General features: G+C 36.9%; 14 protein-coding genes. 9 read left to right on the top strand and 5 right to left on the bottom strand.

Annotated elements, in window-relative coordinates; all coding sequences use genetic code 11:
• Positions 1–42 precede the first annotated feature (42 nt).
• A complete protein-coding gene (locus A6E06_RS09400) occupies positions 43–231 on the top strand; it encodes a hypothetical protein (protein WP_065592498.1) in 189 nt (62 codons plus the stop codon).
• A gap of 5 nt (positions 232–236) precedes the next feature.
• Here A6E06_RS09400 and A6E06_RS09405 read toward each other — a convergent pair whose 3' ends face one another.
• On the bottom strand, positions 237–926 hold the full coding sequence (locus A6E06_RS09405) for a UTRA domain-containing protein (RefSeq protein WP_065592497.1): 690 nt from the start codon (positions 924–926) through the stop codon (positions 237–239).
• 9 nt (positions 927–935) lie between these two features.
• A complete protein-coding gene (locus A6E06_RS09410; RefSeq protein ID WP_065592496.1) occupies positions 936–1,877 on the bottom strand; it encodes a bifunctional precorrin-2 dehydrogenase/sirohydrochlorin ferrochelatase in 942 nt (313 codons plus the stop codon).
• A 389-nt stretch (positions 1,878–2,266) separates the two neighbouring features.
• On the opposite strand from A6E06_RS09410, the gene A6E06_RS09415 reads away from it, so the two are divergent.
• From A6E06_RS09415 to A6E06_RS09435, 5 genes are all read left to right on the top strand, one after another.
• On the top strand, positions 2,267–3,295 hold the full coding sequence (locus A6E06_RS09415; RefSeq protein WP_065592495.1) for an amino acid ABC transporter substrate-binding protein: 1,029 nt from the start codon (positions 2,267–2,269) through the stop codon (positions 3,293–3,295).
• Between the two features lie 99 nt (positions 3,296–3,394).
• Positions 3,395–4,561, top strand: coding sequence for an amino acid ABC transporter permease (locus A6E06_RS09420; RefSeq protein WP_065592494.1), 1,167 nt, complete (start codon positions 3,395–3,397; stop codon positions 4,559–4,561).
• 2 nt (positions 4,562–4,563) lie between these two features.
• Complete coding sequence (locus A6E06_RS09425) at positions 4,564–5,661, top strand: amino acid ABC transporter permease (protein WP_065592493.1); 1,098 nt, start codon at positions 4,564–4,566, stop codon at positions 5,659–5,661.
• 24 nt (positions 5,662–5,685) lie between these two features.
• On the top strand, positions 5,686–6,435 hold the full coding sequence (locus tag A6E06_RS09430) for an amino acid ABC transporter ATP-binding protein (protein ID WP_065592492.1): 750 nt from the start codon (positions 5,686–5,688) through the stop codon (positions 6,433–6,435).
• 237 nt (positions 6,436–6,672) lie between these two features.
• On the top strand, positions 6,673–7,335 hold the full coding sequence (locus A6E06_RS09435) for a Bax inhibitor-1 family protein (protein WP_065592491.1): 663 nt from the start codon (positions 6,673–6,675) through the stop codon (positions 7,333–7,335).
• Positions 7,336–7,428: 93 nt separating this feature from the next.
• On the opposite strand, the gene A6E06_RS09440 is transcribed toward A6E06_RS09435, so the two are convergent.
• Positions 7,429–8,454 carry a tetratricopeptide repeat protein gene (locus tag A6E06_RS09440; RefSeq protein ID WP_065592490.1) on the bottom strand — a complete coding sequence of 342 codons (1,026 nt, stop codon included), beginning with the start codon at positions 8,452–8,454 and terminating at the stop codon, positions 7,429–7,431.
• A gap of 224 nt (positions 8,455–8,678) precedes the next feature.
• Between A6E06_RS09440 and A6E06_RS09445 the strand changes: the two genes are divergently transcribed.
• The 3 genes from A6E06_RS09445 to A6E06_RS09455 all read left to right on the top strand — a co-directional run bounded on the left by A6E06_RS09445 (position 8,679) and on the right by A6E06_RS09455 (position 12,797).
• A complete protein-coding gene (locus A6E06_RS09445) occupies positions 8,679–11,033 on the top strand; it encodes an ATP-binding protein (protein ID WP_065592489.1) in 2,355 nt (784 codons plus the stop codon).
• 1 nt (position 11,034) lies between these two features.
• Entirely contained in the window at positions 11,035–11,910 is an 876-nt protein-coding gene (locus tag A6E06_RS09450; protein WP_065592488.1) for a mechanosensitive ion channel family protein, read from the top strand.
• Between the two features lie 191 nt (positions 11,911–12,101).
• The gene (locus A6E06_RS09455) at positions 12,102–12,797 is read left to right on the top strand and encodes a tetratricopeptide repeat protein (protein WP_065592487.1); all 696 of its coding nucleotides are present in this window, start codon (positions 12,102–12,104) and stop codon (positions 12,795–12,797) included.
• Between the two features lie 64 nt (positions 12,798–12,861).
• On the opposite strand, the gene A6E06_RS09460 is transcribed toward A6E06_RS09455, so the two are convergent.
• A complete protein-coding gene (locus tag A6E06_RS09460) occupies positions 12,862–14,322 on the bottom strand; it encodes a bifunctional NUDIX hydrolase/phosphatase PAP2 family protein (RefSeq protein WP_065592486.1) in 1,461 nt (486 codons plus the stop codon).
• Entirely contained in the window at positions 14,319–14,804 is a 486-nt protein-coding gene (locus A6E06_RS09465; protein WP_065592485.1) for a GNAT family N-acetyltransferase, read from the bottom strand. The genes A6E06_RS09460 and A6E06_RS09465 overlap by 4 nt, the downstream gene beginning before the upstream one ends.
• Between the last annotated feature and the right edge of the window lie 6 nt (positions 14,805–14,810).

Here is a 14,810-nt window from a genome sequence, read left to right on the forward strand (position 1 = left end):
GATACATTAAATTTGTTATCAAAATGTATCAAGGAGCGATTTGTGACTTTATTAAGAAACCCTAAATGCTATACCGACGTTTGTATTGATGGAAAGTGGTACCATTATGATCACTGCGGCACCACTGTTTATATGCTAAAAGGGGGATCTTCTGCTGAGTTTAACCTCAATTCAGAGCCTCTGACTGAAAGTGAATTGGTTGAACAAATTAAACAAGTCAGTGCTTTCTGAAACCTTTATTTAATTTCAATTTCGATTACGTCATGACAACAACGAATAACCTGTAATAAATACCCTTTTTTATTGTTATTTATTGCAGATTGATGGATGTCCATCAACATACTTCCAGAGCTAATATTTAATACAGCCGACTCACCTTCTGTTGCAGGAAACACCCCAACCTTCACACGTAAACTCGGACAATGTAATAAGTATTGTTCTTTTAAAAGAGAAATAACATCAATATCGTTATCCATTGTTGCTAGTGATGGAAATAATGCTTCAGGCAAATATTGATATTGAACCGCAACTTTTCTTCCTTCAATGATGATCAATCGGCTATATATAACAACATATGAAAAAGGAGGTAGGTTTAATGTGTCTGCCACCATTTTCGGCGCTAGTATACGCTTTGAATCAATAAGTTCTGTTTTATAGCTTCGATTATATTTTTTACATACCTTCAAAATATCTAATTCTTGAGCAGGATTAAAAATTAGCGCCTCTTGTGATACAAACCAACCTCGTCGTTCTTCCTTATAGACTTTTCCTGATAATGCTAGGTAATTTAGCGCCTCTCTTAATGTAATACGCGTTGTTGAGAAAGCGTCAGCAAGTACCCGCTCAGAGGGTAATTTATGTCCAGGTTCTAACATGCCATTTTCAATCTGCTCTGCAATCGCATTTTTTATGATCAAGTATTGCATTCACTTTCCTTAAAGTGTTTTTACATAAATATCATTAGATAGATAAGTTTGTAATTGAGCATTTGATACCAAGTGGCCTTTTTTAATTAATATGGTCACTCGAACCTGATCTTTTTCTGCTTGTTGCAAATACTCTGCAATTTCTTGTTCCGAATTAATTGAAATTCGCTCAGCATCACGACGGCATAATTCAACAAATTCAGAGGGACAATCATTAAAATATATCACCCATTCAGCTTGTTGCATTAGACGTAATGATTTTAATGTTAGCATCTCTGTATCTTGATTGTATTCAATCCAGTTACGTTCAGATCTCACACTAATGTCATTTGACAAATAACGAGTGAATAAGTGTTCTAATTCATTTCTTGTCGTAAGCGTTTCAATATCAGGAGAGCGTAAAAACATTTCCCAAAACTTTCTACGTTCATCAACAGTTGAAAAATATTTTTTCACCACATTTCTTTTATCTGCACCAAAGTCAGCTAACATCGCAATTTTAGTTGAAAGCTGCGTCTCTAATTGTTCTCGTATAATACGGATTAAAACGGGTGAAGATCCACCACTTGAAATCGCAACTTGAACACGACCACGATTAACCATTGATGGCGTAATAAAATCACAATACCCTGTATCATCAACAACATTCACTAAGATCCCTGCACCATGTGCATCTTTATATACTTGGTGATTTAACTCTGAGTTATCTGTTGTTGCCCATACTTGCACGTACTTATTATCAAGTAAACTATGATGATAGAAACCTTTATGGTACGTAATTTTCTCTTGTTCAACATAACGAGATAAGTACGGTTTTATCGAAGGTGCGATAACCGTAATATCAGCATCTGCTTGTAATAACATATCGATTTTACGACAAGCAACTTCCCCACCACCAACCACTAGAACTGGTCGCTTTTGAATATCCATAAAAATGGGAAAATATCTCATTACATCCTCACTGAGTCTTTTATTTAGTATCAACAATATACCTTGCTTCTATTCATTAAGGTAGTGGCGGTAAGCGTCAAAAATAAAATGTGACTTAACATATTCACAAAATATAAAAATTAACAATTAATTAACAACTTTAAACGTCAGACCAGATCATTAACACTGCTATTTAAAAAAAAACTAGATTTTATCGCCAACCATACTGGATAAGGCAGATCGATTTACCTATATTTTATTTGTTAGCCTATTTCACAAATCATTAACTATTGTATATCGTTTAAATACAGCTGCTTATAAAAGTAGCAATTAAGTACCACCTAATGGCTAACGCAACATACGAGATTGTGATACGCCTGTTCAATAATGGATTATAAGGAAGAACACAGATGAAATTTAAAACAAGCACTCTTTACGCTGCTCTTACCGCCTCAGCACTGCTTATGTCTACACAAGCTACCGCTGCAGAAGGTACGCTAGATAAAGTAATGAAGAATGGATATGTTCAATGTGGGGTGAGTACTGGCCTTCCAGGTTTTTCAAACCCTAACTCAAAAGGAGAATGGGAAGGGATTGATGTTGAGTTTTGTCAAGCCGTTGCTGCTGCTGTCTTAGGTGATAAATCTAAAGTTAAATACGTTCCACTAACAGCTAAAGAGCGTTTTACCGCACTTCAATCTGGTGAAATTGATGTGTTATCACGTAATACAACGTGGACACTGCACCGAGATACCTCTCTTGGCCTTAACTTTGTTGGTGTTAACTACTACGATGGTCAAGGTTTTATGGTCAAAAAAGAACTTGGCCTAACCAGTGCTAAAGAACTTGATGGTGCATCTGTTTGTGTTCAATCAGGAACAACAACAGAACTTAACCTTGCTGATTACTTCCGTAATAATGACATGGAATATAAACCTGTCGTATTTGATACTGCCGCCCAAACCTCTAAAGGATTTGATGCGGGTCGATGTGACGTGCTGACTACTGACCAATCTGGTCTTTATGCGCTTCGTTTAAACCTTAAAGATCCTAAAACAGCGCAAGTTCTACCAGAAATCATCTCAAAAGAACCATTAGGGCCTGTTGTGCGTCAAGGTGATGACCAATGGTTTAACATCAATAAATGGGTGCTAAATGCCATGATTAATGCTGAAGAATACGGTATTAACTCGCAGAATGCAGACCAAATGCTGAAATCTAAAGATCCAAATATCAAACGTATTCTTGGTGTTGATGGACCAAAAGGAAAAGGCTTAGGTATTCGTGACGATTGGGGTTACCAAGTAGTGAAACAAGTGGGTAACTACGGTGAAAGTTTTGAACGTACTGTAGGTAAAGGTTCACCACTGCAAATTTCTCGTGGTGTGAATGCACTTTGGAATGCTGGCGGCTTTATGTACGCAGCACCTATTCGTTAATTCTAATGGTCAATAGAACCAAATAATAAATAGAAACTAATACAATTTTATGGGGTGAGTTTTCACCCCTTTTATAAATGGATTTAAGGTTGTAGTTGTATGTCATCTAAAAATAAAAACCTCTTTTATAATCCAACATTTCGTGCAATTTTATTTCAAGTGATTGCTGTTGCTACACTTGTCTTTTTCTTTTATTCCATAGTTAACAATGCATTATCCAATTTAGAGTCTCGCGGTATCGCTACAGGTCTTGCTTTTCTAGATCAAGAAGCTGGCTTTGGTATCGGTTTGTCTTTAGTGGAGTATGATGAAACACATACCTATGGACGCACGTTCGTTGTTGGTCTTTTAAACACAGCATTAGTCTCTGTTCTAGGGATTTTATTTGCTACTCTACTTGGGTTTACTGTCGGTATTGCTCGCTTATCCAGTAACTGGTTAGTCAGCCGATGTGCCGCGGTATACATTGAAACGTTCCGAAATATTCCTCTTTTATTGCAAATCTTCTTTTGGTATTTCGCTGTTTTACAAGCCCTTCCCTCTCCTCGTCAGAGTCTTAGTTTAGGAGACAGTATTTTCTTAAATGTACGAGGTTTGTTCTTCCCCGGTCCTATTTTTGAACAAGGATCCAATCTCATTGGTATGGCCGTTGTTCTTGCTATCGTATTCATTATTTTTCTATCGCGTTGGGCTCATAATAAGCAAACACTAACAGGCCAACAAACGCCTGTACTACGTTACTCTGTGATGTTACTCGTTGGTTTACCAACCTTATCCTATTTCATTTCAGGCATGCCTGTATCGATTGAATATCCTGAACTAAAAGGATTTAACTTTCGAGGTGGGATAAGCATTATTCCAGAGTTAGCCGCATTAGTTGTGGCATTAAGTGTTTATACTGCATCGTTCATTGCTGAAATTGTTCGTTCCGGTATTAATGCGGTTAGCCACGGTCAAACTGAAGCTGCAATGGCATTAGGTTTACCAAGAAATAAAACCTTGAAGCTTGTCGTTATTCCTCAAGCAATGCGTATCATCATTCCACCCCTAACAAGCCAATATTTAAACTTAACTAAAAACTCTTCATTAGCAATGGCCATTGGTTATCCAGATCTCGTTTCTGTTTTTGCAGGCACAACGCTCAACCAAACAGGGCAAGCTATTGAAATCATTACCATGACAATGGCGGTTTACCTAACCCTGAGTTTATTAACGTCATTTTTGATGAATATCTATAACAGTAAAGTCGCATTGGTTGAGAGGTAACTATGAGCATACATCAATTTCAGCCAGATCTTCCACCTCCAGTAAATACGGTAGGTGTAATAACGTGGCTTAAGAAAAATCTATTTAATGGGCCTTCAAACTCCCTTCTTACCATTATCATCGCTTATTTAGCCTTTAGTGGTTTATGGAATGCAGTCAGCTGGGCACTCATCAATGCCGATTGGATTGGAACAACACGAGATGCTTGCTCTAGCGAAGGGGCTTGCTGGGTAATGATCAATGTGCGTTGGGATCAATTCATGTATGGATTTTACCCGACGGAAGAGCTTTGGCGACCTCAGTTGTTTTATGGACTACTCGCAATCTTTGTTGCGTTACTCGCTTATGAACACACCCCTAAAAAAGTGGCTATTTGGTTAGTATTTGTAAATATCTTCCCATTTTTTGCGGCCTTTTTATTATATGGCGGCGTATTCGGGCTACCCGTTGTCGATACTCACCTTTGGGGCGGTTTATTAATTACGTTGGTTATTGCTATTGTAGGTATTGTTGTTTCATTACCGATTGGGGTCGCGCTTGCGCTGGGCCGGCGTTCTGAAATGCCAATAATCCGCAGTATGTGTACCGTTTACATTGAAATTTGGCGTGGTGTTCCTCTTATCACTGTTCTTTTCATGGCTTCGGTTATGCTGCCACTGTTTTTATCTGAAGGAATGGAACTGGATAAACTCTTTAGAGCACTCATTGGTGTTGTTCTATTTAGTGCCGCATATATGGCCGAAGTAGTTCGTGGTGGCTTACAAGCGATACCAAAAGGTCAATACGAAGCGGCTGATGCCTTAGGGTTAGGTTATTGGAAGAAAATGCGCTTAATCATTCTTCCTCAAGCATTAAAGATTACCATTCCATCTATCGTAAATACCTTTATTGGTTTATTTAAAGACACCAGTCTTGTGCTTATTATTGGTATGTTTGATGTACTAGGTATTGGTCAAGCCGCCAATACTGACCCTGAATGGTTAGGGTTCTCTACGGAAAGTTATGTCTTTGTCGCTTTGGTTTTCTGGGTGTTCTGTTTCTCGATGTCGAGATACTCCATCTATTTAGAAAACAAACTTCATACAGGCCACAAGCGATAATTAACAGAATTCAAGGATGTAGTTATGACGACTCAACAAGAATATATGATCCAATTAGAAGACATGAACAAATGGTATGGTCAATTTCATGTACTTAAAAATATTAACTTACAAGTTAAAAAAGGCGAAAAAATAGTTATCTGTGGCCCATCAGGCTCAGGTAAATCTACCATGATCCGTTGTATTAACCGCTTAGAAGAGCACCAAAAAGGTCACATTTTTGTCTCTGGTACAGAGCTGACTGAAGATTTAAAAAACATTGAAGCGGTTCGTAGAGAGGTAGGAATGTGTTTTCAGCACTTTAATCTATTTCCTCACCTTACGGTTCTTGAGAATTGCACACTTGCCCTCATTTGGGTAAAAAAGATGCCTAAATCAGAAGCAGATGCATTGGGAATGAAATACCTTGAACGTGTAAAAATCCCTGACCAAGCGGATAAATACCCAGGCCAACTGTCTGGAGGTCAACAACAACGAGTAGCGATTGCTCGTTCATTATGTATGAACCCACAAGTAATGTTATTTGATGAACCGACTTCAGCTCTTGACCCAGAGATGGTACGAGAAGTGTTAGATGTAATGGTTGAGCTGGCTGATGAAGGGATGACAATGTTGTGTGTAACTCACGAAATGGGGTTTGCCAAAGAAGTTGCTGACCGCGTCATATTTATGGATGCAGGGGAGATTATTGAAGAAAACAACCCTATCGATTTCTTTGAAAATCCACAATCTGATCGTACACAATTGTTTTTAAGCCAGATTTTACATCATTAAAGAAGAAAGGCTAAAACGACGACTGTAAAGTCAAATAGAACACATAAACAGCGATCTTAGGATCGCTGTTTGTTGTTACAGATACTTACAAACTTCATCACCTAAGTTAATACACTGGTGTAAAATGGTTTCTAGCTCAACTAATTCAGTTCAAAAAACAGAACTTCCTTGATTTTTTGAACTATAGGCACCATAACTGTCTATATATTTATGTCTGTCCATTCCAAGGGGAATACGATGAATAATCAAATGTTCGGCCAAACTCGTACACAAGAGTCGGCTCTACAAACGAATAAAGTATTACGTAATACTTATTTCTTACTGTCTATGACGCTACTATGGTCAGCGCTTGTTGCTGGCGTATCAATGGCTCTGAATCTACCTCGTCCGGGTATTATCATTATGCTTGTTGGTTTCTACGGGCTATTGTACTTAACAGAAAAGAACCGTAACAACAGCATGGGTCTTCTATTCACATTCCTATTTACTGGCTTCTTAGGTTACACCATTGGTCCAATTCTAAACATGTACATTGGTGCAGGTATGGGCGATGTGATCTTAACGGCTCTTGGTGGTACTGCGCTTTCATTTATGGCAGCATCCGCTTATGCACTAACAACGAAGCGTGATTTATCATTCCTTAACGGCGTGTTAATGGCTGGTTTTGTTGTTTTACTTATTGGTATGGTAGCGAACATCTTCCTACAAATGCCTTTATTACACCTTGCTATGAGCGGTATGTTTATTCTGTTCTCAACAGGTGCAATTCTATTGACTACACAATCGATTATTCGTGGTGGTGAAACAAGCTACATTTCTGCAACGATTACGTTGTATGTTTCTATCTACAATATCTTCATCAGCTTACTAAGTATTCTTGGTATCATGCGTGATGATTAATCGATAACTACTTCGATGATATAAAAAATGCCAGTCTTCACAGACTGGCATTTTTGTATCTATCGCTTTGACTATCTATCTACAATCATACTGCTAATTTATATACATCGCACATTCGTCATTGATATCTTCAGGCGGGAAATGGTTTTCTCTTACATAAAATTTATTTAACAAGCGAATGACTGAGTGTTTTTTAACGGGTTTTTCATCCATTAAACCATGCAATTTACGAGCGACATTTTGAATAGTTAATAGGTTTTCTAAAGGTAAACTTGCTTCTAAATCATTCTTTAAGCTGTGAGCGTCTTCATACCCGTTCGCAACAGCAAGGTAAGCCCAAATATAAGCCACTGCGTTATGAGAGGAGGATATTTTCTGATTATATTGTGCTGAACGAAATTGAGATTCAGGGCTTTTAAGTTCACCCCCACGCTCAGACCAATAAATCGCTTTATAAACATTCTTCTTTACGCCAATACCATGATAATAACAAGAACTAACCGTGACCATAGCTTTCGCATCATCTTGATAAGCGGCTCTTAGCATCCAATAAAAACCTTCCGGATGTCCATTTTGTAATTTTTGATACCAACGGGCAAGAAAAAGCTGTGCTTTAAGGTTATTTTTTAATGCTAAATTTGTAATAGTTTGAGTGCCAATATCAATATCTTTATCACACCCTATGCCTTCTAAATAAAACTTTCCTAAAGTAAGCGTTGCTTCCTGTTGCCCTTTTGAATCACCTAAACGGGCTGCCCAAAATTTAGACTTCTCACTTGAATTTGGATCATCATAATTATCATCGTAAAGCCTAACTAAGGCGTAAAAAGCTTGCTGGCTATTTTGCTCTGCCGCTTTAAGGTACCATTTTATCGCACCGTTTTGATCTACTAGTTCTAAATCTGCACCCAATGCCAGTTGAGCGGTTATATTGCCATTTTTAGCTCGTTCTATTTTATCTTTTCTATCGACGTCTTCATCAAAAGTGACGGGACTTGAAGAGGTCAGAGAGCGATTTTTACGTTGTGCTGCTGCTCTTTTTTCCTGTTCGATCGATTGAAAGTGCAAAACAACGATAATTAAACAAATTACACTACCAAAAAATAAGAACCAATACATTGTAAGCTCATCGAAAAGGAATAAATTTCTATCTCTATTCTAATGATTTTTACCTTGAATTAGAATTAATACCTTTGTAAAACAATTTTATCTGTCTATTTTTTATAAAAAGACACTAAATAATGACTGCAATTTTCTTTTGTTCGCGATTCCTACCTTTGTTACTGGTTTTTTCAAAAATTTTAGCTAAGGTATTATTAATACTATTCATTTACTTGGCTTATATGAAAAAACTTTCTCATTATTTTTTATTTGTTTTTCTTTTTACCTTACCGCAATTGAGCTATGCCAATTGGGACCTTTCTGATGACCAATTAATAGAAATTACACCACAAGCCCAAAAAATTGAAACGGATATTCAGTCACTTCCAGAGCAGCATTTTTTCTCAAAAAATAATTACGCTCAAGTAAAACGACTTTTATCATCCACGATTATTGAGCAAAAAAAACACTCAAAAAATCTTGAAGATGCATTAATAAAATATAGAAATAACAGTAATGAAGCTGAGTGGTCTATCGTAGAAAGTAACCATCAATCACTTAATTCTTTAAATTTAAGTAAGCAACAACTGCTAACGTTAACAGACCAAACCACTCGAGAACAATTAACCGGCTTTGGTCCATACGGTGTCACTCAGTTTTATTCTGAACTTTCGATTACTAAGTTAAATATTGAATATTATTTACATTATCAAATCCGCAGCTTTAAAAGCTTATTGCATGATTTAAAGATATCTCCAGTTCCTATTATCAGTGTGATATTTAAAGTATTGTGCGTATTTTTTATATTCAATTGGTGGATGAGAAACTCAGATCGCCTAATCAACGACTTTAAAATCTCAAAACTCGAAGGTACGACAAAACCAAACATATTTATCAGAAGTATTTGGTATCTAACTCGTGCACACAAAGCGATTGCTTGGTTACTTTTAATCACCGTAACATTACGGATTATTTCAACGCTTCCAAGCTTACAACACTTAATCTTCCTAGAGATTTTTACTTGGTGGGTATTGGGCGGATCAATCGCTGTAAGTTTCGTTCTTGAGTTCACTTATCGTAATAGTAAACACAATAAAAAAGACATTACCGCCTTACGTTTATCAACAATACGCCATTATATTTGGGGAGCAATTGTCGCAGGGGTTATTTTGCAGATCTCGTCAAGAACCCTTGGCCAAGGAACAATCTATGCATGGATAAACTCACTCGTTTATTTGTTCTTTATCCTACTGACTGTCTATACCTTAAAACAATGGAAAACAACGGTTTTTGATAGAATTAACAGTATTGAACCACTTCCTGTATCAATTATGTGGGCTGTACGTAATCAACAAACTTTCTTAATTTCAATTCCTGCAATAGCTTGCAGTGCCGCTTGGTTATCTTGGCGATCTATTCAACATAGTATTATTAGTTCTCTATCTCAATATGCGGCTTTTAGTCATGCTCTCGCTTATTTATTTAGAATAGAAGTAGCGAAACAAACAGAGGTTTCGCGAGAACTCTCTAACTTAGTTCGTATAAAAGGGACAACGGCTTTTGACTATATTGCACCTGGTTCAGAAAACTCCCCTTTAATTGAGTCTTATGCTAAAGATGAAATAACGTCGCTCTCCCGCTATTTACTGACCGAAAGCCCTGCCGTGTGCGTTTTATCCGGAGAAAGAGGTGTCGGTACAACTACCTTACTTAACCGTATTTTAAATAAAGTAAAAAATGCGCAGCCAATCTACATTAATTGCCCTTATGATGGATATTCAGCTCTACTTCCTGAACTCGCAATTCAATTAGGTTTAAGCGGCGATTCTTCAGAAAGAGATATTCTTCAGCATTTAAGAAACTGCGAAGAATGTTATTTAATTGCTTTTGATAATGCTCAACGTTTGGTGAAACCTAAAGTTAATGGATTGGCAGATTTAATGAGGTTAACCAATTTACTTCGCCGAGCACGAAAAAGTCACCGTGTTGTTCTTGCCATTGAAAAATCAAGCTGGCGCTTTATCGACCGTGCGCGTGGAGAGCGTTTATTATTTGATTTAGTTACCTTCATGCCTAAATGGGCTGAAAAACAGATTAGCCAATTACTGGAATCTCGGATTACAGTCATTGAGAATACACCTACTATTTCTTTTGACGGGTTGGTGTTACCAAGACAATGGGATGAAGAGGACTTAACTGAAGAAGAACGAGCAAAAAACGGCTTCTACCGTATTCTATGGGATTATTCTGATGGAAACCCTACCGTTGCCTTGCGATTTTTTAGGTTATCTCTTCATCGTGATAAAGATTCAAATGCAGTTCTTGTCCGATTATTTAAAGCACCACACTCTGATGATCTTGAAACCATGCCAAAACCTATGCTTGCTGTTTTACGCTCTATTGTTCAATTGGAAATAGCCTCACCTGCTGACGTGAGTGAATGCAGTCGCTTAAGCATGGCCGAAGTAATAAGTACCCTACGTTACTTCCAAAGCCGTGGTTATATTGAATGGAATGACAGTAAAGCCCGTATTTCTGATCACTGGTTCCGTCACATTACTAATGTTCTTCATCGTCAACATTTATTGGTGAAATAATATGCTTCGATTATTTATTTTTCTTATTGCGTGTAGTTTTGGACAAACAGCATTTGCTGAAGATCCTCAATCACTTGATAACCTACATCAGTTCGCAAGCTTAATCCGATGGAGCGGCGTAGCATTCTCATTTATCATTGTTTTTATTGCTTGGTTATTGCTTCGTTTTACTCAATCAATTGTGGATGGTATTAGTAGCCAATTTGCCCAACGTAGAATGTTGATGCAAAAACTACAGTCTTTCTTCCAATTTTTTATTTATATGTCTACGGGTATGACCGTTTTCATGCTCAGTTTCCGTGTTGATGAAAGAGTCTTAGCCCTAATTGGGGGGACTTTAGCTGTCTCTGTTGGTTTTGCACTAAAAGATCTTACCGCTTCTTTTATCGCAGGGTTAACCATCATGATCGACCGACCTTTTCAAGTGGGTGACAGAGTCACTTTTGAAGGACATTATGGCGATATAATTGCCATTGGTTTACGTTCAGTTCGTATGCAGACACTAAACGACGATATTATTACGATCCCAAACAATAAATTCTTAAATGAAGTCGCAATGAGCGGGAACTACGGCGCACTGGATATGCAAGTTGTTATCCCTTTCTACATTGGGATGGATCAAGACATTAATGCGGCTCGTGATATTATTCAAGAAGCAGCCTCTTCTAGCCGTTATATCCATTTACCAAAACCTGTTGTAGTTTTAGTTAAACAAAGTATTACTGATAATTATTTAGCCATTCAATTAACGTGTAAAGCTTATGTCGTTGATATTAAATTCGAAAAACTATTTGAAACAGACATCACGTTACGTGTAATGCAAGAATTTAGAAAATCAGATATTTTTCCACCTTCAATCGCGATTCAAAACAAATAATCATGTTAAAGCCACTCTATTTATAAAGAGTGGCTTTTTATGATCAAATCAAATAATCACTAATTTTCACATAATAACGTTACTGTTTTTAGCTTCTCAAATAATAATATACGATCCATTTATCACTCGCCGTACTGTTCTTTTGTTGCTAACATATCAGCTATATATTTAGCTAACTAGTTGGTTCTGTAATGAAATTAATATTAAAAACTCTATTACTATCTGCAGCATTATGTTCCCCCCTCGCGTTTGCTAATACGGACGCACATAATGATTACCTTAAAGGTACTGCCTACTTAAACCAAGATAACTATAAAGAAGCAATAATTTGGTTAACAAGCGCAGCAAATAACGGTTCAATAGAAGCTCAAAATAAAATCGGCGTTCTCTATGCTAAAGGTATTGGCACTGATATTAATACAAAACTTGCCATTCAGTATTTTACCAAAGCCGCTATAAATAAAAGCGCCATCGCTTATTACAATCTTGGAAAAATCTATGAAAGTGAGAATCAATACCCTATCGCGATTGATTGGTACAACAAAGCAATTGAATTAGAAAATAGTAATGCGATGAATAACCTGGCTGATTTGTACCTTCAAGGCAAAGGGTTAGTTCAAAATACACATCAAGCAGAGATTCTGTATATAAAATCAGCAGAACTCAACAACGCTACCGCAATGCGTAACCTTGGATTTTTATATTTTAAGGGTATTGATATTAAGCAAGATATGAAAAAATCGTATTTTTGGTTTAATTTAGCAGCAGCTAAATCTTATCCAGAGGCTGAAAAGTACAGAGATTTTACTGGTAGTAAATTATATAAGACCACTAGAATATCAGTACAGAATGAAGCCTTAGCATGGCTAGACGAACATTCAATTTAAGTATAAAACAATTGGGTTGTCTTAGGTATTAACTAAAAAAACCCAATTATATTTTATAATAAACCTATTTTTTTTGATTATTTAACAAGTTCGGTAACCATCCCGATAGCATAATAATCAAGAATATTAATAAAAAGTTTGCTGTTGCCTTTATCGTTAAAACAATAATGCTTCCAGAAGGCAAGGCGTCTAGAACCATATAGGTACCAAAGCGAAAGGTCATCATTAAAACAATAATAGAACTAAATGCAATTAGACGACTCTTTATCGAGACCAGCATGGCGTGCTCTTTTTTCAATACAAGTGCCAGTGTTGTTCCCCAGCATAATGCTGCCATATACAGATAATTCATATAGAACATGACAAATGCTAGGCCACTAGTAGCAACTGCCATTAATAACCAAAATGAAACACTTCCCATAACTCGATACAATAAATCGCCATGTTTCTTTTGCAAACTTGAGAAATGATAGACGACCATCATACCCAATAAAACCCCAGCAACGACATCGCTAAGAAAATGAATACCTAGCCATACACGAGCAAAGGATTGAAGGATGATTAAAAAAATACAAATCTGCCCAAAGATCTTCAACGTAGATGAAGTAACTTGTTTTCTTTTTAATGCAAGATAAAAAATGCCGTAAATAACGGTAGAAAGCATTGCATTCATGCTTGGCATTCCAAATCCATTTGCTGCACTTAATTGCAGTTGAGGAACATAAACAAATGGACGAGGAAATCCTAAACCCTGTTTCGCTAAGCCAGTAAAAACTATCGTTAATATAATACCAAACAGTAATGTCAGCGCAGTCTCTCTTCCGAAATAAACTAAAGCGACGACAAATAAAGCATAGAAAAAAGCTTCTTGCCCTGTTTCATTAATTAGGGTGAAAAATACTTTAATTACAACGTTAACAATACTTGGTAATGCATTAATACTCTCTCGTAACGACATGAGTAACTTCAATTCATATTGATGAATATCTGAAGCTTGACCGACAAGATTCGTAACCCAAGTGATATTACTTCCACCATCTATCGGCTTGGCAAACCATTGCTGTAATTGCTCTAACTGTTCAGGATAGCGATATTTATTAGGGTCTACTTTGTATGGTTCAGTTAAATATACCGCTTCGGTTTCTATCCCATAATGTGGGGCAAACCAAGATGGAATACGAAAGAAACCATCTGCTGTTTGTAAATCAAAAGCGACAATATCAGAATTACTAACGCAACGGTAAATCGTTGCCTTTTCATCTTGATACAAGATATCTTTTGCCGTGACAACAAGGCCAGTCTCTTCCCAAACTTCACGCTCGGCAGCTTCTTTTCCACTTTCTCCTTCATCAATGATTCCACCAGGTAATGATAATTTACCTGTAATCAGCTCTTCAATAAGAACAACCCTGAAACCATCATCGACAACACACACCGCCCCTTTTGATAACGAGGACTCATTAGAAAACGCAGATACCGAAAAAGCAGCTGATAGCAATAAGAGGCAAGCTAGGAATTTATTCATATCTCAATCTCTTTCAAAGGTTTACGCAAATAATGAATATGCTCTTTCAACCCCTGTTGATAATAAAATTTCAATGCTGATTGATTAAAGTCCCACACTTCAACAAATATTTCTTTTACTCCATAATCTTTTAATTCTTGCTCAATACGTGTCATTAATTTTTCTGCAATTCCTGCACGTCGACTCTGTGGCTCTACATACAATTCATCAATAGTAGCCATCATCACCGCTTTACTTACTGTAGAGACTAATTCACAAAAATGCCCAGTGACAAAACCAATGACATCACCATCTAATTCGGCGACGTATATCATACAATCAGGATCATCTAAGTAGCGAGAAATGCTTTTCTCTTCTTCGATTTCAGAGGCTGTTTTAAATAGTTCAGGGCATTGCTGATGATGTTCATCATGTAACTGATACATCATTGAATTTAAGCGAAAGAGATCGATTTCTTTTGCTCGGCGAATAACTGGATCCATGTTGAT

Origin of the sequence: Aliivibrio sp. 1S175 (genome assembly GCF_001690985.1) — a bacterium.
GTDB lineage: Bacteria > Pseudomonadota > Gammaproteobacteria > Enterobacterales > Vibrionaceae > Aliivibrio.